This window comes from Propionivibrio sp. (assembly GCF_017995515.1).
Lineage (GTDB): Bacteria > Pseudomonadota > Gammaproteobacteria > Burkholderiales > Rhodocyclaceae > Propionivibrio.
The window spans coordinates 1-22,227 of the sequence record NZ_JAGOIT010000026.1 but is presented as its reverse complement, the minus strand read 5'-3'; the positions used below and the strand labels follow the sequence as shown (position 1 = coordinate 22,227).

Annotated in this window: 16 protein-coding genes; 11 read left to right on the top strand and 5 right to left on the bottom strand. The window is 62.8% G+C overall.

Features of this window, described 5'->3' with window-relative positions; genetic code table 11:
• Positions 1-302, bottom strand: a 302-nt coding sequence (locus KBA32_RS06215) for a hemerythrin domain-containing protein (RefSeq protein WP_294356579.1), incomplete at its 3' end; no start/stop codon positions are given.
• Between the two features lie 202 nt (positions 303-504).
• Entirely contained in the window at positions 505-2,610 is a 2,106-nt protein-coding gene (locus KBA32_RS06210; protein WP_294356578.1) for a molybdopterin-dependent oxidoreductase, read from the bottom strand.
• 161 nt (positions 2,611-2,771) lie between these two features.
• Here KBA32_RS06210 and KBA32_RS06205 point away from each other — a divergent pair, with 161 nt between their 5' ends.
• Positions 2,772-5,258, top strand: coding sequence for a PAS domain S-box protein (locus KBA32_RS06205; RefSeq protein ID WP_294356577.1), 2,487 nt, complete (start codon positions 2,772-2,774; stop codon positions 5,256-5,258).
• Positions 5,259-5,299: 41 nt separating this feature from the next.
• On the opposite strand, the gene cysK is transcribed toward KBA32_RS06205, so the two are convergent.
• Positions 5,300-6,232 (bottom strand): cysteine synthase A, encoded by a 933-nt coding sequence (gene cysK, locus KBA32_RS06200; protein ID WP_294356575.1) that lies wholly within the window; start codon positions 6,230-6,232, stop codon positions 5,300-5,302.
• Between the two features lie 53 nt (positions 6,233-6,285).
• On the bottom strand, positions 6,286-7,557 hold the full coding sequence (locus KBA32_RS06195; RefSeq protein ID WP_294356573.1) for an aminotransferase class I/II-fold pyridoxal phosphate-dependent enzyme: 1,272 nt from the start codon (positions 7,555-7,557) through the stop codon (positions 6,286-6,288).
• 178 nt (positions 7,558-7,735) lie between these two features.
• Here KBA32_RS06195 and trxC point away from each other — a divergent pair, with 178 nt between their 5' ends.
• The gene (gene trxC / locus KBA32_RS06190; RefSeq protein ID WP_294356571.1) at positions 7,736-8,164 is read left to right on the top strand and encodes a thioredoxin TrxC; all 429 of its coding nucleotides are present in this window, start codon (positions 7,736-7,738) and stop codon (positions 8,162-8,164) included.
• A gap of 53 nt (positions 8,165-8,217) precedes the next feature.
• Positions 8,218-9,117, top strand: a complete 900-nt coding sequence (locus KBA32_RS06185) for a YgaP-like transmembrane domain (protein ID WP_294356569.1) — start codon at positions 8,218-8,220, stop codon at positions 9,115-9,117.
• 69 nt (positions 9,118-9,186) lie between these two features.
• Here KBA32_RS06185 and KBA32_RS06180 read toward each other — a convergent pair whose 3' ends face one another.
• Positions 9,187-10,788, bottom strand: coding sequence for a hypothetical protein (locus KBA32_RS06180; RefSeq protein WP_294356567.1), 1,602 nt, complete (start codon positions 10,786-10,788; stop codon positions 9,187-9,189).
• A 442-nt stretch (positions 10,789-11,230) separates the two neighbouring features.
• On the opposite strand from KBA32_RS06180, the gene KBA32_RS06175 reads away from it, so the two are divergent.
• The 8 genes from KBA32_RS06175 to KBA32_RS06140 all read left to right on the top strand — a co-directional run bounded on the left by KBA32_RS06175 (position 11,231) and on the right by KBA32_RS06140 (position 22,092).
• A complete protein-coding gene (locus tag KBA32_RS06175; RefSeq protein ID WP_294356565.1) occupies positions 11,231-12,220 on the top strand; it encodes a LacI family DNA-binding transcriptional regulator in 990 nt (329 codons plus the stop codon).
• A 177-nt stretch (positions 12,221-12,397) separates the two neighbouring features.
• Positions 12,398-13,339 (top strand): sugar ABC transporter substrate-binding protein, encoded by a 942-nt coding sequence (locus KBA32_RS06170; RefSeq protein WP_294356563.1) that lies wholly within the window; start codon positions 12,398-12,400, stop codon positions 13,337-13,339.
• A 105-nt stretch (positions 13,340-13,444) separates the two neighbouring features.
• On the top strand, positions 13,445-14,926 hold the full coding sequence (locus tag KBA32_RS06165; RefSeq protein WP_294356561.1) for a sugar ABC transporter ATP-binding protein: 1,482 nt from the start codon (positions 13,445-13,447) through the stop codon (positions 14,924-14,926).
• Positions 14,923-15,942, top strand: coding sequence for an ABC transporter permease (locus KBA32_RS06160; RefSeq protein ID WP_294356559.1), 1,020 nt, complete (start codon positions 14,923-14,925; stop codon positions 15,940-15,942). Before KBA32_RS06165 ends, KBA32_RS06160 begins: the two co-directional genes overlap by 4 nt.
• Positions 15,943-15,952: 10 nt before the next feature.
• On the top strand, positions 15,953-16,924 hold the full coding sequence (locus tag KBA32_RS06155; protein ID WP_294356556.1) for an ABC transporter permease: 972 nt from the start codon (positions 15,953-15,955) through the stop codon (positions 16,922-16,924).
• A 295-nt stretch (positions 16,925-17,219) separates the two neighbouring features.
• Positions 17,220-19,547, top strand: coding sequence for a formate C-acetyltransferase (locus KBA32_RS06150; protein ID WP_294356554.1), 2,328 nt, complete (start codon positions 17,220-17,222; stop codon positions 19,545-19,547).
• The gene (locus tag KBA32_RS06145) at positions 19,513-20,385 is read left to right on the top strand and encodes a [formate-C-acetyltransferase]-activating enzyme (protein WP_294356552.1); all 873 of its coding nucleotides are present in this window, start codon (positions 19,513-19,515) and stop codon (positions 20,383-20,385) included. The genes KBA32_RS06150 and KBA32_RS06145 overlap by 35 nt, the downstream gene beginning before the upstream one ends.
• 201 nt (positions 20,386-20,586) lie before the next feature.
• Positions 20,587-22,092: a GMC family oxidoreductase gene (locus KBA32_RS06140; RefSeq protein WP_294356551.1), complete on the top strand. Its 1,506-nt coding sequence runs from the start codon at positions 20,587-20,589 to the stop codon at positions 22,090-22,092.
• Positions 22,093-22,227 lie beyond the last annotated feature (135 nt).

Here is a 22,227-nt window from a genome sequence, read left to right as displayed (position 1 = left end):
GGATCCTTGGCGACGCCGATGCTGAGATCGACGATGCTCTCGATGAATTCGTGGTGCTCGTTCTTGTGCGCGTCGAGGTCGGGGTACTCGATCGACTGCATGAGCGCCTCTTCGACGTGCAAATGCGTCCGCGAGTACTCGAACAGGTCGGCCAGGATGTCGTGGAAGGTTTCGGAGTGTGGGGCGTTGTCCAGCTTGCAGCAATCGACCAGCTTGTTGCGGATGCCGATCAGCACCTGATGATGACGATCAATTTCTTCAATACCGATAGCGAGCGTATCGCTCCAGCTTAGTTTCTCCATGCCTGTTCCGCCGTTCCTGTCGCTTTGTGATGGCCATTCGGAATGGCCATTCGTCATGGGCGAGTCAGTTCGTTGAAATGTGCACGAGGACGCGCCGGTTTTTGTTGTTACAAATCGTCACGCAGCATAGCACCGTGATCGTGCCGGTTCAAATGAAATCTGCGTCGACGCAGCTTCTGTAACCACGGTGCTTGCCATGCAATTACGCACGCTGCAACCAGACGGCGGTGTCGTGGTACGCCGCCCCGGACGCCGGGAAGCCCGGTTCCGCGCTCACCAGCACATTGATGCCGATGCCTTCGATAAAGGCCGCGCCCGGCCATTGGCTTTCGACGATCAGGGTGTTCTCCTGCAGGCCGGCGAAGGGGCGGGCGTGGAGCAGCATTGAACCGCGTTCGTTGCCGATGCGCACGACGTCGTCTTCGGCGATGCCGAGCCGGTCGCAGACGGCCGGGTGAATCAGGGCGGTCGGGCGTTCTTCCTTTTGGCGTGAGCTGGGCGTCTCGGTGAAGGTCGAGTTCAGGAAGTTGCGCGCGGGCGCGGCGACGAGGCGGAAGGGCTTGTCCGGCGTGGTGTTTTCGATCACGTCCAGATGATCGGGCAGTGGTGGCATGACGGCGTGGCCTTCGCCGCGCGCCGTCCAGTCGGGCGCGAAGCGGAAGCGCCCATCGGGATGACCGAAACCGTCGAGGAAATGCGCCCGCTCGAAAGGCTGGGCGCAGTCGATCCAGCCGGCATTCAAGAGATCGTCGGCGCTGCCTTTGGCTGAATCGGCGAGCACGCGGTCGACCAGCGCCCATTCGCTCATGGCAAACGCCGGGTGCGTCAGGCCAAGCCGTTCCGCCAGTTGGCCGATGAAGGTGTGGTTGGAACGGCACTCGCCCGGGGCCGGAATGACGGCGCGCGAAGCCTGCAGGAAGGTGTGGCCCGATGCGGTGTAGAGGTCGTCGTGTTCGAGGAAGGTCGTCGCCGGCAGGACGATATCGGCCAGGCGCGCCGTGTCGGTCATGAACTGCTCATGCACGCAGGTGAACAGGTCGTCACGCAGCATCCCGGCGCGCACGACGGCGCTCTCCGGGGCAACGACGGCCGGGTTGGTGTTCTGGATCAGCATTGCGGTGACCGGCGGGCCATCGCCGATGTCGCGTGGATTGCGAGCGAGAACCTGGCCGAGCCGGCTCATGTCGAGCTGGCGTGCCGGCGCGACGTCGCGGTCGAGTCCATAGAGGAAATTCGTGTTCAGACGGTACAGGTCGCCGTTGCTGTACAGCGCGCCGCCGCCCGGATGCGCCCACGCGCCGGTGATTGCCGGCAGGCAGCTGACGGCGTGCATGGCCGCCGCGCCGTTGCGCTGCCGCGTGAAGCCGTAGCCGACGCGCAGGTAACTCCGCTTCGTCGTGCCGTAAAGACGAGCGAAGGCGACGATTTCTTCGACGGTGAGGCCGGTGATGGCCGCCGCCCATTGCGGCGTGCGTTCGGTCAGATGGCGCTCGACCGTTTCCGAGAAATCGGTGTGCCGCGCGAGGTAGTCGCGATCGGCCAGGCCTTCCGACAGCAGCACGTGCATCACGGCGCAGGCCAGTGCGCCGTCGGTTCCCGGCTTGAGCGCCAGGTGCGCATCCGCCTTCTCGGCCGTCGCCGTGCGGTACGGATCGATGACGACGAGCCGCGTGCCGCGTTCGTGCCTGGCTTTCTGCACCCAGTTCATGAAGTTGATCTGCGTATGCACGGGGTTGCCGCCCCACACGACGACGAGGTCGGAATGCACGATTTCGCGCGCGTCGACGCCCCGCTTCGCACCGACACCGGCCAGCCAGCCAGGATCGGAGAGTGCAACGCAGAACGTCTGGCGCTGGCGTGACCAGCCGGCCACGTGCCCGATGCGCTTGATGGCGCCACGCTGGATGTAGCCCATGGTACCGGCATAGTGATACGGCCAGATTGTTTCTGGTCCGTACTTGGCGATGGCTGCCTGGAATTGCGTGGCGACGAGGTCGAGTGCGTCGTCCCAGGTGATCGGCTCGAACTGGCCGCTGCCCTTGGCGCCGATCCGGCGCAACGGCCGCATCAGACGCTCGGGGTGGTGCACGCGCTCGGCGTAGCGCGCGACCTTGGCGCAGACGACGCCATCCGTGTAAGGCTGCGCCGCCCCGTGGATACGACCGATGCGCTCGGGCGAAAGTAGCTGGACATCCAGCGCGCAAACGCTGGGGCAATCGTGCGGGCAGACGCTGCGCACCGTGTCGTTGGTCTTGGTCATCCCGCTATGGTAGCCGGCCAGCGGGTGAATGGCGATCGAGGCGTGCACAAGGTCTGCATGAATATGCGCAAACGCCCGCTGTTCAAGCGACAGGGCCAAATACGCCGATCCAGAATCGGATAGCGGCGGCGCCCGCACTGACTTATGATGGATTTATGCGGGAGTCACAAATGCACGACAACGCCCTATCTTCAGACGTCAGAATCCGTATGGATTTATCCGACCCGGCGCGGACGGTATCGGTCGACGGCGATGTCGAACGGCTGCTCGGGTTTCTGCCGGCGGCTTTCCTGCGTGGTGAAGTTTCCCTCGCCAGCCTCATCCATCACGGCGATCGGGACATCGCCGACACGCTGTTTGCGAATCCGCTTGTTGCGCCGGATTTGCTGCGCGGGACGTTCAATATCCGCCTGCGCCACGCCGACGGCCGGATTCGCTGCGTGCGCGGGGAATACGCGAAGTCCGTTTCGGCGGACGGCGCGGCCGCCGTCGACGTGTTGCTGCAGGACGCCAGGCGCCTCTGGCACAGCCAGGGCGATCAAACCATGATGGCCAGCGTCAAGGCCATGATGGACAACACCGACGACTTCATCTTTTTCAAGGACCGCAACCACGTATTCACCGGCGCGAGCCAGACGCTCGTGGCGCTGACGCCGCTGGTCGAGCACTGGACCGAGTTGATCGGCAAGACCGACTACGACCTCTTCCCCGAGGAATACGCCGACGCCTACTACGAGCTCGAAAAGCAGGTCTTTTCCGGCGTCGCCGTCGCGCATGAGGTGCAGGGGGTCCTGCGCAAGGACGGCAGCAAGGGCTGGGTCGACAACCGCAAGTATCCGATCCGCGACGCCGCCGGCGCGATCATCGGCCTGTTCGGGGTCGCGCGCGATATTTCAGAACTGAGCAAGGTCACGCAGGAGCTTGAGGCGCAGCAGCAGTTCTCGCGTTCGCTGATCGAAAACCTGCCGGGCATCTTTTACCTCTATACCTACCCCGAAAACCGGCTGGTGCTCTGGAACAAGCGGCACGAGGAGTTGCTCGGCTACAGCGCCGAGGAAATGAAGGATCGGCATGTCCTCGACTGGCTCCTGCCGGAGAACAAGGCGGCGATGCTCGCCGCCGTCGATTCGGTGATGAACCGCGGGGGCAGCGTGATCGAGGCGCCATTGCTGGCGAAGGACGGTCATCAGATCTTTTTTTCGCTCAACGGCGTTCGCTTCGACACGCAGGGCAAGTCGTATCTGATGGGGGTCGGCACCGACATCACCGAGCATCGACGGACCCAGGAGGCGCTGCGCGTCAGCGAGGAGTGGCACCGGCTCCTGGCCGAAAGCGTATCCGACGTCATCTGGACGATGGATCTTACCGGTCGGTTGACTTACGTCAGCCCGTCGATCGTGAAGTTGCGCGGCTTTGCGGTTGAGGAAGTCGTGCAGCAGTCGATGGAAGACTACCTGACGCCGGAGTCGTTGCAGGTGGCGCGCACGGAGCTGGGACGCTTCATGGCCGACGTCGTCGCCGGTTTGCGGCCGCCGGACGTACGTTGCGAACTCGAGCAGTATTGCAAGGACGGTTCAACGGTGTGGACCGAGATTACCGCCTCCGTGATGTTCGACGCGAAAGGCCGGTTCGTCTCCATTCTCGGCGTCTCGCGCGACATCTCCGAGCGCCGGCTCATGGAAGCGCAGGTGCGCCAGATGGCGTTCCACGACCCGCTGACCGGCCTGCCGAACCGCCGTCTGCTGCACGACCGTCTGAGCCAGGCGATGGCGGCGAGCCGGCGCAGTAGTTTGCACGGCGGCCTGATGTTCATCGACCTCGACAATTTCAAACCGCTCAACGATACCTACGGCCACGAAGTCGGTGACCTCCTGCTGATCGAGGTGGCGCGGCGGCTGAACACGTGCGTGCGCGAGATGGATACGGTCGCGCGCTACGGCGGCGATGAGTTCGTCGTCATCGTCGGCGAACTGGAGGTTGATCGCGACGAGTCGACACTGCGCGCGTCGCTGGTGGCCGAGAAGATTCGTACGGCGCTGGCCGAGCCGTATCGGCTGCCGCTCGAGCGCGACGGGGCGGGCGACGAAATGCTCGAATACCACTGCACGGCGAGCATCGGCTTGACCGTGTTCTCGGGCAACGACGCCTCGCGCGAAGACGTCCTCAAGTGGGCCGACGCGGCGATGTACCAGGCCAAGGTGAAAGGCAACAACTCGGTCCAGATCTCGACGACGATGTCCAGCGGACCGGCTGCCGGCGGTTTGGCATCGACGTTCATCCATCTTGTATGGCATTCGGCCTACGAGTGCGGCAATGCGGTGATCGACGAGCAGCACCGTGCGCTGTTCGCCGACGCCAACCGTATTCTGTCGGCCATGCTCGCCGAGCGACCGGTGAACGAACTCGCCGATCTGATCGATCATCTGATGGCCGACGTCGTGCGGCACTTCAAGGACGAGGAGGCGATCATTGCCACGGCCGGTTTCAAGGGTACGGTCGAGCACCGCGCCATCCATCATCAGTTGCTCGACCGCGCGCTGACGCTGGTCGGACGCTTCCACGCCGGCATCCTCGGCGTCGGCGAACTCTTCCAGTTCCTCGGCTACGACCTCGTCGCCCAACACATGCTGAGCGCCGACCGCGAGTTTTTTGCCACGCTGCGCAACAACGGCCGCGAATTCGATTCGATGACGTGACGCTGCGGCGAACGGCGGGGGCCGCCGTTCGCCGCGATCGATCAGTCGGTCAGACCCGCGAACAGCGGCGTCGAAAGATACCGTTCGCCGAACGACGGAATGATCGCCACGATCAGCTTGCCGGCGTTCTCCGGCCGCTTGGCGACTTCGATCGCCGCCCACAAGGCCGCGCCGGACGAGATGCCGACGAGCAGCCCTTCCTCGCGTGCCGCACGGCGCGCCGTGTTCAGCGCATCGTCCGCCTTCACGCGGATCACTTCATCGTAGATCTGCGTGTTCAGCACCTCCGGAATGAAGCCGGCGCCGATGCCCTGGATCGGGTGCGGTCCCTTCACGCCGCCGGAGAGCACCGGCGAGGCATCGGGTTCGACGGCAATGGCCTTGAACGACGGCTTGCGTGCCTTGATGACTTCGCTGATACCGGTGATCGTGCCGCCGGTACCGACGCCCGAGATCAGGATATCGACCTGACCATCGGTATCACGCCAGATTTCCTCGGCCGTCGTGTTGCGGTGGACTTCCGGATTGGCCGGATTCTTGAACTGCTGCAGCAAGAGATAGCGCGGGTCGGACGCAGCCAGTTCCTCGGCCTTCCTGATCGCACCGCCCATGCCGTCCGGCCCCGGGGTGAGGATCAGTTCGGCGCCGAAGCCGCGCAACAGCGCACGGCGTTCCTTGCTCATCGTCTCGGGCATGGTCAGCACGATCTTGTAGCCGCGTGCGGCGGCGACCATGGCGAGCGCGATGCCGGTATTGCCGCTGGTCGGCTCGACGAGGATGGTGTCGGGCTTGATCAGGCCGGCCTTCTCGGCCGCGCTGATCATCGCTTCGCCGATGCGGTCCTTGACGCTGTGCGCCGGGTTGAAGAATTCGAGCTTGGCGGCGATCGTCGCGCCGGCGCCTTCGTTGATACGGTTGATGCGGACAAGCGGCGTGTTGCCGATCAGGTCGGTGACGGTGTTGGCGATGTTCATCGTTGGTTTCCTCCAGGGGGCTTTGATTGGATTGTCGATGGCAACTTTTCGTGTCAGACCGCAGCGAGCGCCTGTTCCAGATCGGCGATCAGGTCGTCGATGTGCTCGATGCCGATCGACAGGCGGACCGTGTCGACGGTGACGCCGGCGGCTTCGAGTTCCTTCGGCGAGAGCTGGCGGTGCGTCGTCGAGGCCGGGTGGCAGGCGAGCGACTTGGCGTCGCCGATGTTCACCAGGCGGGTGAAGAGTTGCAAGGCGTCCTGGAAGCGCGTGCCGTCCTCGACGCCGCCCTGCACGCCGAAAGTGAGGATGCCGGACGGCTTGCCGCCCATGTACTTCTGCGCCAGCGCGTGGTCTTTGTGCTCGGGCAGGCCGGCGTAATTGACCCACTTCACCTTGGCGTGCTTGTTCAGGTATTCGGCGACCTTGCGCGTGTTGTCCGTGATGCGGTCCATGCGCAGTGCAAGCGTCTCGACGCCCTGCAGGATCAGGAAGGCGTTGAACGGGCTGATCGCCGCACCCATGTTGCGCAACGGGACGACACGCGCACGCCCGATGAACGCGGCCGGGCCGAGCGCTTCGGTATAGACGACGCCGTGATAGGAAACATCGGGCTGGTTCAGGCGCGGGAAGCGTTCCTTATGTTCGGCCCACGGGAACTTGCCGCTGTCGACGATGATGCCGCCGATCGAGTTGCCGTGTCCGCCAAGATATTTGGTCAACGCATGGACGACGATGTCGGCGCCGAACTCGATCGGTCGGAGCAGGTAAGGCGAAGGCACGGTGTTATCGACGATCAGCGGGATGCCGTGCTTGTGCGCGATCTCGGCGAACTTCTCGATGTCGGTGATGTTGCCGAGCGGGTTGCCGATCGATTCGACATAGACGGCCTTTGTTTTTTCGTCGATCAGTTTTTCAAACGCCTCGGGCGTGCGGTAATCGACGAAACGAACGTCGATGCCATATTGCGGCAACGTGTGCGCGAACAGGTTGTAGGTACCGCCGTAGAGCGTCGACGACGAGATGATGTTGTCGCCGGCTTCGGCGATCGTCATGATCGCATAGGTGATCGCCGCCATGCCCGATGCCAGCGCCAGCCCGGCGATGCCGCCTTCAAGCGCGGCGACGCGCTTCTCCAGCACGTCCTGCGTCGGATTCATGATGCGCGTATAGATGTTGCCCTGTACCTTGAGGTCGAACAGGTCGGCGCCGTGCTGCGTGTTGTCGAAGGCGTAGGAGGTCGTCTGGTAGATCGGGACGGCGACGGCCTTCGTGGTCGGGTCCGGGCTGTAGCCGGCGTGGACGGCCAGAGTTTCGAGTTTCATAGGAGCGGCTCCATGTTGTTATTGACGGGTGGACTCTAATCCTTGCTTATTCCTGAATGAAATAACAAATCGCTATTTTCTTATTCTTTCGGTCGCATGAAGAAATTGCGTTCGCCGCCTTGAAATCCGGCAAACGAGCTATATATTAGCGAAGTCTAATTCGTAAGGTGCTGGAATCATGCGACTTGTTTGCCCCCATTGCGACGCGGTCAACCGCGTCATTCCCGAACGTCTGGCCGAGCAACCGAGTTGCGGTCAATGTCACAAGCCTTTGTTCACTGGTGAGCCTCTGGAGCTGACGGATGCGAACTTCGATCGTCACGTCGGCAGCTCGGACCTGCCCGTGCTGGTGGACTTCTGGGCGCCTTGGTGCGGGCCGTGTCGCATGATGTCGCCGGTGATCGCCCAGGCCGCGCGCGAACTCGGGTTGCAAGTGCGCGTTGCCAAGCTCAACACCGAGTCCGAGCAGCAGGCTGCCGCCCGCTTCGGTATCCGCAGCATCCCGACGCTGGCCGTGTTCAAGGATGGCCGCGAGATCAAGCGCCAGGCCGGTGCGGTGAATTACGCGACACTGGTCGATTGGCTGCGCCCGGTTTTGCCGGGCTGAAGCGTTTGAATGCGGCGCCGGCGAGCGCCGCTTGGGGGACTGGGAGGATAACGATGAGAAATGTGGGCTCCATCGATCGCTTTTTCCGCGCCTTCGTCGGCGTGATCTTTCTTGAGCTGGCGGTATTCTGGCTGTCTGGAACGCTGCAGATCGCGGCCTATGTCGTCGGCGGCATCCTCGTCGCCACGGCGGCGATCGCCTTTTGTCCGCTCTACCGGATCGTTGGCATCGAGCGCGGCTACGCCTGCGCTGTCGGGCAACGTCCGCGCATCTTCCGCATCGTCATGGCGTGGCTGATCCTGATCGCCGAAGTCGTCGGCGGCAGCTTCGCCGGCAGCTTCCTGACGAGCAAGCTGTTCCTCAAGGACTTCAACGCGATGAACGAGGAGTACAAGCAGACCTTGTACCTCACCGGGAAGAACGAGCGTGAGAAGGCCGTTGCGCACTACGAAAACCTGCTGCCGGCCTACACGCGCTTCAAGGAGAAATACACGAGCTACCGCCCGTACATCCTGCGCAACGATACGCAGTTGCCGTCCGATCTGGCGCGCGTGGCCGGGATCATTTCGGGCGTCAAGGAGCTGGTTTATCGTGGCGACCTGAAGGCCGCGCACCTCGGTCTGGAAGAAGTACGACCGGTGTTTCAGGAGATGTTCAAGCGCAACGGCTTTTCCATGCTCTCGGTCGCGCTCGTCGATTTCCACGACGACATGGAGCGGCTGCTCGACGCGGCGGGTGCCAAGGACTCGGGCAAGCTGACGGCGCTCTATGCGCAAGCCAGCGACAAGCTGAAGGCCGTCGAGGCCGAGGCCAACGATGAAGAGGTTGCGGCGATCCGCAGGAATCTCGACGAGGTCAACGAACTGGCGAAGGCGTCGCAAGCCGATGTGCTGGCGAAGAAAGCGGACGAACTGAAGGCCAGCTTCATCAAGGTTTATCTGAAGCGCGGCTGAAACCGCATCGCTGGAAACAAAAAGGCCCGCCAGCGGAAAACTGGCGGGCCTTGGATTTCAGGGGGGCGATTACATCGGCTCGACCTGTAACTCGTAGGCGTTGCCGCCGACCGAGACGCGATAGGTCCGTTTTTGTCCCGCGGCGACCGGTGCGCCGAGGGGCGACGATGCCGCAGGTGCGGGGCGCGCGGCCGGAGCCGCTGGTGCTGCAACAGCCGCCGCCGGCGCTGCGGGCGCGGGTGCCGGAGCCGGTGCGGCAGCCTTGTTCGGGTCCTTCTTCGGCACGGAGACCTTGAAGTTGCCCTTGAGGAAATCCAGCCCCTTGTTGCCGCCCTTGGTCGCGAGCGCGCCGACGATGAAGAGGTTTTCGTCGGTAACCGGCAGGCCGTTCTCCTCGAGTACCTTCTTCGCTTTCGGGATGCCTGGTGCGAGATCCTTGATCGGATCGCCGGTGAATACCGGTTTCTTCAGTTGCTCGGAGGCGATCTTGACGATCTCGGCGTCAGGCTCGACCGGCGTCTTGCCGAAGTAGCCGAGCACCATGTTGCCGTAGCCTTCGGTCATCTTCTTCCACGGCCCCATCATCACGTTGGCGTAGGCCTGCTGGAAGTAGAACTGCGAGACCGGCGTCACCGAGGTACCGAAGCCGCCGCGCGCGACGCACTCGGCCATCGCCTTGATGACCTCCGGGTAACGGTGGAAGGTCTTGTTCTCGCGCATCATCAGCGTGTTGGCGGTGAGCGCGCCGCCCGGCATCGGGCTGAAGATGACTTCGGTGTCGATGCCCAGCGCTTCCGGCGGGTACTCGTAGTCCTTCAGGCACTCCTTGGCGACTTCGTTGGCCTTCATGATCTTTTCGACGTCGATGTCGAGGTTGTAGTCGGTGCCCTTGAGGGCGTGCCAGAGCGCGAAGAGGTCGGGCTGCGCGGTGCCGCCCGAGAGCGGCGCGCGGCCAAGGCAGACGCCGTCGCAACCGGCTTCGATCGCCGCGAGGTACTGAGCGACGCCGGTGCCGCAGGTGTCGTGCGTGTGCATGCGCAGCTCGACCTTGTCGCCGAGCAGCTTGCGCGCTTCCTTGAAGGTCTCGTGCACCTTGCGCGGGTTCGACGTGCCGGAGGCGTCCTTGAAGCAGACGCTGGAGAAGGGCAGACCGGAGTCGAGGATCTGGCGCAGCGTCTTGACGTAGAACGCAGGATCGTGCGCACCCGAGCAGCCGCGCGGCAACTCCATCATGGTCACGACGACTTCGTGCTCCAGCCCGGCGTTGGCGATGCACTGGCCGGAATAGATGAGGTTGTTCACGTCGTTCAGCGCGTCGAAGTTGCGGATGCGCGTCATGCCGTGCTTTTTGAACATCCTGGCGTGCAGGTCGATCATGTCGGCCGGCTGCTGTTCGAGCGCGACGACGTTGATGCCGCGCGCCAGCGTCTGCAGGCGGATGTCCGGGCCGACGGCCTTGCGGAAGGCGTCCATCATGTCGAAGGCCGATTCGCCGCAATACAGGAACGGCGACTGGAAGCGCGCGCCGCCGCCGGCTTCGAAGTGCGTGATGCCGGCCGCGACGGCGGCTTCGACGGCGGGGATGAAGTCCTTGGTCAGCGCACGCGCGCCGAAGATGGACTGGAAGCCATCGCGAAAACTGGTGTCTTGGAAGAGGATTTTCTTGGTCATCAGGAGGCTCCGGAATCAGTATGGATTTGTCGTTAATGCCGTTCTTGATCTGGACTGCGCGTGAAGTTCGAACCGTCGGCAAGTATTACGGAGCGGGGTGGTGGCGTCAATGACTCACGGCGCGGTTCTGGCAAGTGATGCGACAGGCCGCATCGGCCCCGTCGTCGTCGACCCGCAGCGAACCGTCGGGCAGGACCCGCACGTCGGTCGGCCGCCCCAGGGCGCGTTCGCTCCGCAGCCGCGGCGAGAAGACGCTTTAGCGTACTCATGTGAGTTTCTCCCGATGGGTGGCTTGATCTCACATATGACTTTGGCGCGTAAATTTCATTCGCGTTTCGTTGCCGATCGGCGAAGTCATGGGCAAGGAACGTGCGCAGGAGTCGACAGAAAGACCGATCGAAGCGATCATGTTTACGATTACATTTGTATTTTGGAGAAATCGGTGGCGACCATCAGCGAAGTGGCGAAACGGGCGGGCGTCTCGGTGGCGACCATCTCGCGCGTGTTGAACAACAGCCCGCTGGTGACCGACGCGACGAAAGAGCACGTGCGCAAGATCATCGAAGAGCTCGACTATCACCCGAACGTCGTCGCGCGCAGCCTGCGCTCGTCGAAGAGCCGCCTGCTCCTCGCCCTGGTGCCGAACATCTCCAACCCGTTCCACGCCGAGATCGTGCACGGCACCAACCGGGTGGTGCATGCGCACGACTACAACCTGCTGCTCTGCGAGACGAACGGCCTGCGCGAGCGCGAGGATGCCTTCTTCAGCATGCTCAAGCAGAAGATCGTCGACGGCATCCTTGCCATCGATCCCGGCGTCAGCGTCGACAACCTGCGCGAATACGGCGCCCGCTACCCGATCGTCCAGTGCTGCGAATCCAAGGAAGGCGTCGACCTGCCGTACGTCGGCGTCGATGACGAAAAGGGCGCCTACGCTGCCGTGTCGTACCTGATCTCGACGGGCTGCCGGCGGATCGCGATGGCCAACGCGTCGGGTTCGTTCGGCTTCGCGCGTCTGCGCCGCGCCGGCTACCTGCGGGCGCTACGCGAGCACGGCATCGCGCACGACCCCGATCTGCTGCTCAAGTACGAATTCGGTGTGGACAGCGGTGCCGACATCGCGGCGCGCATGCTGGCGCTGCACGAGCCGATCGACGGCGTCTTCCTCGACTACGACGTCATCGCCGTTGATGCGCAGCGGGCGCTGATCGACGCCGGGGTGAAGGTGCCGGACGACATCTCCATCGTCGGCTTCGACGGCAGCGACATGACGCTGATCTGCACGCCGCGGCTGACGACGGTGGCGCAACCCGCTTACCAGATCGGCATGAAGGCGGCCGAGATGCTCTTCGCCGAGCTCGAAGGCGAGGTGCTGCAGGAAAGCCGGGTCACGCTCGATTTCGAGCTCAAGGTCCGGCAATCGACGCGCTGAGCTGCGCTCGTTCAGCCTATTTCAAAAAAGTTCCCGTGATCGAAAAATCGGTTGACTTCCAAAAAAAGCAGTTTAATAATGAAAACGATTACATCGCCTTGATGTATTTTTTTGGCGGTTCAATGTAATCGAATACATTTCGCAGAGCACATCCCGCAAATACAACGGAGGTTCAGCATGAGAATGACTTACAAAGGTGCGGTTGCCGGTATCAGCCTGATCGTTGCCGGTCTCTTGGGGGCGACGGCGCATGCCGCGGACAAGATTGCGTTCATCGCGGCCAACATGGCCAATGAGTCGCAGGCTTTCTCGTCCAAGCAGTTCCAGAAGTTCGGCAAGGACTACGGCTTTGAAGTCGTCGTGCTCGATGCCAAGGGCGACACGCAGACCGAATCGCAACTCGTCACCAACAGCATCGCGCAGCAGTTCAAGGCGATCTTCCTCAACCCGAACGACATCAACGCGATCGTACCGAGCGTGATGAAGGCCAAGCAGGCTGGCGTCGTCGTCGGCATGTTCTCGTCCGACCTCGCACCGGCCAACCAGAAGTTCCGCGACTTCTTCGTCGGCGTGAACGACACGATGGCCGGCGAAGCGGCAGGCGATGCCTTCCTCAAGAAGTTCCCGAACGGCGCAACGATCGTCGAGGTCGGCGGCCAGGCCGGTCACGATGCGCAGATCAAGCGTCACGACGGCTTCAACAAGAAGATCAAGGGCAGCAAGATCGAAGTCATCGACTACAAGACGCCGCAGCAGTGGTCGACGGCCGAAGCGATGGCCATCATGGAAGACCTCGTCGTCAAGCACGGCAAGAAGATCCAGGGCGTGTTCTGCCACTGGGATAACGGCGTGACCGGCGTTGCGCAAGCACTGAAAGCCGCCAACATGCTGGACGGTACGTTCATCGTCGGCGTCGACGGCAACCGCGCTGGTTTCGACCAGGTGCGCAAGGGTACGCAGTCGGTAACCATCATGCAGAACTTCGAAGTCATGTCGAAGAAGTCGATGGAACAGGCCCGCGCCGTCATCGATGGCAAGAAGATCGAACCGGTGAATTTCATCCAGCTCGACATCGTCGATGCGAAGAACATCGACCAATTCACGCCGCCGGAGTGGTAATCAGGGGTTAAGCAAGCAGGACGGCCGCTTTCCGCAGAATGAAAGACGGCCGTCCATCGAGCGGTAGTGGGGGGGGGTATGGAAAACAAAACTACAGACTGCATCTTGTCCATCCAGAGCATCAGCAAGACGTTTCCCGGCGTCAAGGCGCTGAAGGGCGTTTCATTCGACGTCAAACGGGGTACGGTGCATGGTCTGGTCGGTGAAAACGGCGCCGGCAAGTCGACGCTGATGAAGATCCTGTCCGGCGTGTATACGAAAGACGCCGGCGGGCAGGTGGTCTTCGATGGCGAAGCCATCGAGCGCACGACGCCACTCGAATCGATGCGCCGCGGGCTGGCGATCATTTACCAGGAGTTGAACCTGGTGAACACGATGAGCGTCGGCGAGAACGTCTTTCTGGGACGTTTCAAGGAAATGAACGGCATGCGCGGCACGCACACCCAGGCGCGTGCGCTGCTCGACCGGATTCGCTGCAAAATCGACACGAACAAGCTGGTATCGGACCTCAGCGTGTCCGAGAAGCAGATGGTCGAAATCGCCAAGGCGCTGTCGTTCAAGTCCAAGCTGATCATCATGGACGAGCCGAGCAGCAGCCTGACCGCCGAAGAGCTGGTCGAGCTCGTCGAGATCATCCACCAGCTGAAGGCGGAAGGCATCTCGATCATCTACATCAGCCACAAGCTGGACGAAATTTTCGATTTCTGCGACGTCGTGACGATCATGCGCGACGGCGAAATCATCGATACCAAAGCGAAGGACGACCTGACGCGCGCCGAGATGATCGCCAAGATGGTCGGTCGCTCGATCGAAAACGAATATCCCGACCGTCCGGACAACGTCGGCTCGACGTTGATGGAAGTGCGCTCGCTGAATACGCGCAAGCTGCACGACGTGTCGTTCAAACTGAACAAGGGAGAGATTCTGGGGCTCGTCGGGCTAGTCGGCGCCGGACGCACCGAAATCGTTCGCGCGCTGTTCGGCGCCGACAAAACCGAAGGCCACCAGATCCTCATCGACGGCGCACCGATCCGCATCAAGAACCCGAACGATGCGAAGAAAGCCGGCTTCGGCTTCGTGCCGGAAGACCGCAAGCTGCAGGGCCTCGTCCTGCCGTTCTCGGTGGAGGCCAACATCTCGATGGCCAGCTTCCAGAAATTCACGCGTTTCGGTTTTCTGAACAAGGCCAAGGAGGCGGAGATCGGCGTCCGCCAGTCGAAGGCGCTGGCAGTGAAAACGCCGTCGACCAAGACGCCGGTCAAGAACCTCTCCGGCGGCAATCAGCAGAAATGCATCATCGGACGCTGGCTCGAGAACGCGCCGCGCATCTTCATCATGGACGAGCCGACGCGCGGTATCGACGTCGGCGCCAAGTATGAGATCTACATGCTGATGAAGGAGATCGCGGAGAAGGGCGGGGCGGTGATCCTGATTTCTTCCGAACTGCCGGAAGTCCTGAACATGAGCAACCGGGTGCTGACCATTTTCGAAGGTCGGATTACCGGTGAATTCGATCCCCAGCAAGCCTCGGCCGACGAGATCATGAGCGCGGCGCTGGGCATGGCCGGAAGCGGAGCAAAGCAATGAACGCCACCAACGCAAGCAATGCGCTGAAAGCCCCGAACGAAGTGAGCGCGGGTTTCTCGATCGCGCGCTTCCTGCGCTCGATCCTGCGCGAATACCTGGTCGTCGTCGCCATCGTCTGGCTGGTGCTGATCACCGTCGTCGTCGAGCCGAACTTCATGACCCCGGCGAACATGCTCAACATCATGCGCCAGTTCGGGCCGCTGGTGATGGTCGCGCTCGGCATGACCTTTGTCATCATCGGCGGCTTCATCGACCTCTCGGTGGCCGGGACGATTTCGCTGGTCGCCGTGGTCACGGTCACGCTGATCGACCCGATCGGGCAGGTGCCGGCGATCATGGTCGGGCTCGCCATCGGCGCCCTGTGCGGGTACGTCAACGCCAAGCTGGTGCTGACTTCCGGTGCGCTGACGCAGGCCGAAGCCCTGTTCATCACCTTCGGCATGAGCACCGTGTATTCGGCGATCGCGCTGATGTATAGCGGCGGATCGACCAAGCACATGCGCTTCATCAAGGGCGACGTCTCGGTGATCGAGGCGATCGGGCAGGGCAGCGTCGGTTTCTTCTCGGTGTCCTTCGTCATCTTCCTCGTCTGCCTCGCCGTGCTCTGGGTCTTTCAGACGCAGACGCGCATGGGCCGCGCCATCTGCCTGACCGGCGGCAACAAGACAGCGGCGCATCTGTGCGGCGTCCCGGTCAGCCGCAGCATCGTCGCCATCTACACGATCTCCGGTTTCATGGCGGCGGTCGGCGCGATCATCCTCTTCTCGCGCATCACCACCGCCTCGCCGGTGATCGGTGCGGGTTACGAGACCAACGCCATCCTCGCGGTCGTCGTCGGCGGCACCACGCTCAAGGGCGGCACCGGCAGCGTCTTGCGCACCGTGCTCGGCGTGCTGCTGGTCATCCTCATGTCCAACTGCCTCAACCTGCTCGGCGTCACGCCGTACATGCAGGTCGTGCTCAAGGGCACCATCCTGGTCCTCGCGATCTGGCTCGACAACCGCAAGCAGTCCTAGGAGAAGACAAATGACTATCGGTGCACTCGGTATTAACGGTACGTCGCTCCTGGCCCTGGCGACCAAGCAAAAGGCGTTTCTGGCCATCGTCGGCATGCTGGTTGCCATGGCCTTCTTCCCGACGAACTTCTACACGGCGTTCAACCTGCTGGATATGCTGAATTCGACGTCGATCCTGCTGATCCTGGCCTTCGGCGTGACGCTGACGGTCATCAGCGGCGGCTGTGACCTGTCGATCGGCGGCATCCTGGTGGTCGCCGGCATCATCGCCATCAAGCTGCTCGACGTGATGCCGATGTGGGCGGCGATCCTCTGCGCGCTGGCCTTCGGCGCCTTCGTCGGCTTCATCAACGGCTTCCTCGTCGTGCAGCAGAAGACCGAGCCGTTCATCATCACGCTCGGCATGGGCATGCTGCTGACCGGCGTCGCGCAGCAGCTCACCGACGCGCGGCCGGTGCCGGCGAGCAACCCGGACTTCATGATGATCGGCAACGGCGACTTCTTCGGCGTGCCATACCTCGTGATCATCATGCTCGTGTGCTTCGCCGCGGCGCACTGGCTGATGCGCTACACGGCGTACGGCCGCAACCTGTATGCCATCGGCGGCGATTACGAAGTCGCGCTGTATTCGGGGATCAATGTCGTGCGCACCAAATGGATGGCCTTCGTGATCAGCGGCATGGCGGCGGCGCTGGCCGGCGTGCTGCTCTCCTCGAAGCTCAACACGGGCTCGTCGATCTACGGCGAAACGGCAGCGTTGATCGTGAACTGCGGCGTCGTCGTCGGCGGTACGTCGTTCGCCGGCGGCATTGGCGGTATTCCGCAGTCGGCGCTCGGCTTGCTCGTGTTCGGCATTCTCGACAACGCGATGAACATGCTCGGCATCAGTTCCTACATCCAGATCCTGCTCAAGGGATCAGTCATCGTCGGCATCATCTGGATGGACTGCTTCTACCGCAAGCGCAAACGCGAGCTGGTTTAAGAGGTATTGCGGATGAATACACCACCTTCCTAGAACACGACCGGGCGGCGCGCGCCGCCCGATTGCCGGATTTCCCCGTCCTGTTTGAATCCGGGCCCAACGCCGGGAGGGGGTTGGATCGGCCGAGAAACGGGCGAGGTTTTTGAGAGTTTTCAGGGTGACTTAGGACCTATTTACCGTTCGTGGTGAGCCTGTCGAACCATGAACGGGCGCGACCGCCCTTCGACAGGCTCAGGGCGAACGGTAGTGGTCACTTGTAACAGAACAGCATTGATCAGGCGAAAGGATGAACGTCATGGAAGCCAACGAATTCAAGGAACCCAAAGTCATCGACCGGATTGCCCGGCTCAAGGCGGCGCTCTTCTACCGGCCGCGCGAGATCTCCCTCGAACGCGCGCTGCTCTATACCGAGAGCCATCGCCAGACGGAAGGCGAGCACGTCCAGCTGCGCCGCGCGAAGGCGGCGGCGCACGTGCTGCGCAAGGTCGCCATCTCGATCCGCGACGACGAGCTGATCGCCGGTAACCGCACGATCAAGCCGCGCGCCGGCATCGTCTCGCCGGAGATGGACCCGTACTGGATCATGAAGGAGCTCGACACCTTCCACAGCCGCCCGCAGGACAAGTTCCTGATTTCCGAGCGTGACAAGGATATCTACCAAACCCAGCTCTATTCCTACTGGGAAGGGCGTTCGATGAAGGACTTCATCAACGCGCAGTTCACCCAGGAAGTGAAGAACGCGGTCGCCACCAAGATCTTCAGCGTCAACCAGACCGACAAGGGGCAGGGCCACATCATCGTCGACTTCCCGCGCTTCCTGAAGATGGGGCTACGCGCGCTCGGCGAGGATGTGGCGCGGCGCGCTGCCGAACAGCCCGACAACGTCTTCTACCAGGCGGTCGCCATTCTCGTCGAAGCGGCGTCCGAGCACATCCTGCGCTACCGCGATCTGGCCGTTGAAATGGCCGCGAAATGCAGCGAAGCGCAGCGCCGGGCCGAACTGGAGGGCATCGCGACCCTGTCGACGAAGATCGCCTATGAGGCGCCGGAAGATTTCCGCGAAGCCTGCCAGCTCTTCTGGTACATGAACGTCATCCTGCAGTACGAATCGAACGCCAGCTCGTTGTCCTTGGGCCGCTTCGACCAGTACATGTGGCCGTACTACCAGGCCTCGCTGGAGAAGGGCGAAGATCCGGCCGCGTTGCGCGAGCTGCTCGAAAGCCTGTGGGTGAAGATGAACGACGTGGTGCTGCTGCGCTCGGCGAGCAGTGCCAAGTTCTTCGCCGGCTTCCCGACCGGCTACACCATCCTGCTCGGCGGCCAGGACACGCTCGGACACGACGCCGAAACGCCGCTCTCGCAGATGTGCCTCGACACCTACCAGGACATCCTGCTGCCGCAACCCAACCTCGGCGTGCGCGTGCATGAGGGCATGAGCCGCGCGTTCCTGCTGAAGGCTGCCGAGACGATCCGCATCGGCACCGGCATTCCGCAGGTGTTCAACGACGAAGGCGTGATCGCCTCGCAGATGAACCGCGGCGTCTCGCTACAGGACGCACGCGACTATTCGGTCGTCGGCTGCGTCGAGCTGTCGATTCCGGGCAAGACCTACGGCCTGCACGACATCGCGATGTTCAACCTGTTGAAGGTGCTGGAACTGACCCTGAAGTCCTTCCGCGGCGACCCGGAAGTGAGCTACGAGCGCATCTGCGAACGGCTCGACGACAACATCCGCCACTACGTGAAGCTGATGGTCGAAGGCGCCAACGTCTGCGACATCGGCCACCGCGACTGGGCGCCGATCCCGCTGCTCTCGGCGCTGATGACCGACTGTCTGGACAAGGGCCTCGACGTCACCGCCGGCGGCGCGCGCTACAACCTCTCCGGCGTGCAGGGCATCGGCACGGCCAACCTCGCCGATTCGCTGGTGGCGTTGAAAGGCATCGTCTTCAACGAGAAACGCCTCACCTTCGACGACTTCCTTGACGTGCTCGACGCCGACTTCCAGGTGCCGGACGGCGAGAAGGTGCGCAGCCGGCTGATCAACAAGTACGTGAAGTACGGCAACGACCTCGACGAGGTCGATATGGTCGGCGTGCATGCACTCAAGCTCTTCTGCGACGAGGTCGAGAAATACACCAACCCGCGCGGCGGCGTGTTCTCGCCGGGTTCTTATACGGTGTCGGCGCACATGCCGCTTGGCGAAGTGGTCGGCGCCACGCCGGACGGACGGCGCGCCAAGGAACAACTCGCCGACGGCGGCCTGTCGCCGATGGGCGGGCGCGACGAACTCGGGCCGACGGCGGTGCTGAAATCGGTGAGCAAGCTCGACAACCTGCTGCTTTCCAACGGCAGCCTGCTCAACCTGAAGATGATGCCGAGCACACTGGAAGGCGAGCACGGGCTCAACAAGCTGGCCGACTTCCTGGTCGCCTTCATGCGTCTGAAGATCCTGCACGTGCAGTTCAACGTGGTGAACGTCGAGACCTTGATCGAAGCGCAGAAGAATCCGCAGGAGTTCGCCGGACTCCTGGTGCGCGTCGCGGGCTACAGCGCCTTCTTCGTCGAACTCTCCAAGGAAATCCAGGATGACATCATCCGTCGTACCGCTCACCGACTGTAGGGCGAAACCCGCCGAAGAGCGGGCGCGGATCTTCAACATCCAGCGCTACTCGCTGAACGACGGCGCTGGAATCCGCACCATGGTCTTCTTCAAGGGCTGTCCGCTGCATTGTCCGTGGTGCTCGAACCCCGAATCGCGCTCGCGCGAAGCGGCGTTCATCCGGCGCGAAGCGAAGTGCATCCATTGCGGCACCTGCGCGCTCGACGTCGACGAGTGCCCGTCGGGCGCCTATCAGCAGATGGGCACCGACTACACGCTCGACGAGCTGCTGCGCGAGGTGATGAAGGACGAGGTCTTCTTCCGCGTCTCGGGCGGCGGCGTCACGCTGTCCGGCGGCGAGGTGCTGAGCCAGGCGGCGTTCGCCACCCGCTTGCTGAAACGGCTCAAGGCCTTGGGTATCGCCACCGCCATCGAGACGACCGGGTACGGCAATCGCGCCGCCTTGCTCGAGATGGCGAAGCACTGCGACGAAGTGCTCTACGACTTCAAGATCATGGACCCGAAGCGCGCGCACGCCGTCACCGGGATCAACCTGCAACGCGTGCTCGACAACTTTGCGGCGCTGTGCGCTCAGGGCAGCCATGTGATCCCGCGCCTGCCGCTGATTCCGGGCTACACGATGAGCATGGAAAACCTGGAGCGCGTGCTCGAATTCCTGGCGCCGTTCGGTTTGAAGGAATTGCATCTTCTCCCTTTCCATCAATACGGCACCAGCAAGTACAAGCTCGTTGGGCTGAATTACGCGATGGCGGACGTGATGCCGCCCACAGAAGAGGAAGTCGAACCCTACGTGCGGCGCGCGAGGGCGGCCGGATATGAAGTCACGGTGGGCGGATAGCGATGACGATTTGTGAATTGGCGTGCAGCCCCTCACAACCGTTCGCCCTGAGCCTGTCGAAGGGCTGGAAGTCAGCACCCCGCGTCCGTTCATGGTTCGATGCCCCGAAGGAAATCCCCTTGGGGGACAGGTTCACCACGAACGGTGATCAAGCAATTGGTCACTTTGGCGATTCTCAATAGGCTGAACAGGGAAGGGAACATGCGTTCATACGACGTAGTAATCATCGGTTCCGGCTGCGGTGGCGGTTCAGTCGCCCTGCAGTTGGGTGGCAGCAGCGCACGCACGCTGATCCTCGAACGCGGCCAGTCGCTGCCGCGCGAAGCGCAGAACTGGGACCCGGAAGCGGTCTTCGGCCAGCGGCGCTATCACACCGACGAGACGTGGTGGGCCGACAACGAGGCGTTCAAGCCGGGCATGTTCTACTACGTCGGCGGCAACACCAAGTTCTACGGATCGGCGATGTTCCGTTTCCGCGAACGCGACTTCGACGTGGTCGAACACGACGAAGGCGTCTCGCCCGCCTGGCCGATCGCCTACGTCGACCTCGAACCGTGGTACGAGCAGGCCGAAACGCTGTTCGGCGTGCATGGCCAGGGCGGCTCCGATCCGACCGATCCAATACGCAGCAAGGATTTCGACCACGCGCCGGTACCGCACGAGCCGGTGATGCAAGCCGTCGAACAGCGTTTGCAGGCGAAGGGACTGAAGCCGTTCCCGATGCCGTGCGCCATCGATTTCGGCCCGGGCGGGCGCTGCCAGCGCTGCGAGAATTGCGACGCGTTTCCCTGCCAGATCGACGCCAAGGGCGACGCCGAGATCAAGCTGATCCGCCCGGCGACGGCGCATTCCAACGTTGAACTGAAGACCGGCGCGCAGGTGTTGAAGCTCATCGCCGACGACAGCGGCCGGCGCGTCGTCGCCGCCGAGGTGCTGATCGACGGCAAGGTCGAACGGATTACCGCCGACGTTTTCGTCTTGAGCGCCGGCGCGATCAATTCCGCCGCGCTGCTGCTGCGCTCAGCCGACGCGCGCAACCCGCGCGGGCTGGCCAACAGTTCCGACCAGGTCGGGCGCAACTACATGACGCACAACACCAGCGCGCTGATGGCGGTGCATCCGTTCAAGACGAACACGACGCATTTCCCGAAGACGATCGCGGTGCACGACTACTACTTCGGCGAAGGCGCGGGCGATACACCTCTGGGCAGCCTGCAGCCGCTCGGCAAGATCCGCGAACCGATGCTGCGCGAGGCGCTGGCCTTCGTGCCGAAGCCGATCCGTACCGCGCTCGCCCTGCGCAGCGTCGACTGGTACGCGCAGAGCGAGGATCTGCCGCATCCCGACAGCCGCGTGACGATCCGCCCGGACGGCGCGATCAATCTGCACTGGCACCGCACGAATCTGAAAGCCCACTTCCGCTGGGTCGCCAAGTGCAAGGAGATCCTGCGCGCCACCGGCTACCCGTTCGTCTTCGCGCGCCTGTTCGAGACCAAGGTCGTCTCGCACCAATGCGGCACCGTGCGCTTCGGCAACGACCCGGCGACGTCGCCGCTCGATCCGCTGTGCAAGGCGTGGGACCACGACAACCTGTACGTCGTCGATTCGGGCTTCTTCCCCTCGTCGGCCGCCGTCAATCCGGCGCTGACGGTGGTGGCGCAGGCGCTCCGGGTCGGCGCGCATCTGCGCGAATCCATATTCCAGTGAACCATTTTCCGTTCGTGGTGAGCCTGTCCCCCAAGGGGATTTCCTTCGGGGCATCGAACCATGAAGCGGCGCAAGGCGGGGTGCATCCCGCCCTTCGACAGGCTCAGGGCGAACGGTGCAAGTGACTCGAACGCA

What these genes read in the sequence shown, in the direction of transcription:
- KBA32_RS06180 (WP_294356567.1), bottom strand. Translation starts at nt 10,788, where the DNA reads ATGACCAAGAAAATCCTCTTCCAAGACACCAGTTTTCGCGATGGCTTC.
- KBA32_RS06185 (WP_294356569.1), top strand. Translation starts at nt 8,218, where the DNA reads ATGAGAAATGTGGGCTCCATCGATCGCTTTTTCCGCGCCTTCGTCGGC.
- KBA32_RS06205 (WP_294356577.1), top strand. Translation starts at nt 2,772, where the DNA reads ATGGATTTATCCGACCCGGCGCGGACGGTATCGGTCGACGGCGATGTC.
- KBA32_RS06170 (WP_294356563.1), top strand. Translation starts at nt 12,398, where the DNA reads ATGAGAATGACTTACAAAGGTGCGGTTGCCGGTATCAGCCTGATCGTT.
- KBA32_RS06155 (WP_294356556.1), top strand. Translation starts at nt 15,953, where the DNA reads ATGACTATCGGTGCACTCGGTATTAACGGTACGTCGCTCCTGGCCCTG.
- KBA32_RS06150 (WP_294356554.1), top strand. Translation starts at nt 17,220, where the DNA reads ATGGAAGCCAACGAATTCAAGGAACCCAAAGTCATCGACCGGATTGCC.
- KBA32_RS06145 (WP_294356552.1), top strand. Translation starts at nt 19,513, where the DNA reads ATGACATCATCCGTCGTACCGCTCACCGACTGTAGGGCGAAACCCGCC.
- KBA32_RS06195 (WP_294356573.1), bottom strand. Translation starts at nt 7,557, where the DNA reads ATGAAACTCGAAACTCTGGCCGTCCACGCCGGCTACAGCCCGGACCCG.
- cysK (WP_294356575.1), bottom strand. Translation starts at nt 6,232, where the DNA reads ATGAACATCGCCAACACCGTCACCGACCTGATCGGCAACACGCCGCTT.
- KBA32_RS06140 (WP_294356551.1), top strand. Translation starts at nt 20,587, where the DNA reads ATGCGTTCATACGACGTAGTAATCATCGGTTCCGGCTGCGGTGGCGGT.
- KBA32_RS06160 (WP_294356559.1), top strand. Translation starts at nt 14,923, where the DNA reads ATGAACGCCACCAACGCAAGCAATGCGCTGAAAGCCCCGAACGAAGTG.
- trxC (WP_294356571.1), top strand. Translation starts at nt 7,736, where the DNA reads ATGCGACTTGTTTGCCCCCATTGCGACGCGGTCAACCGCGTCATTCCC.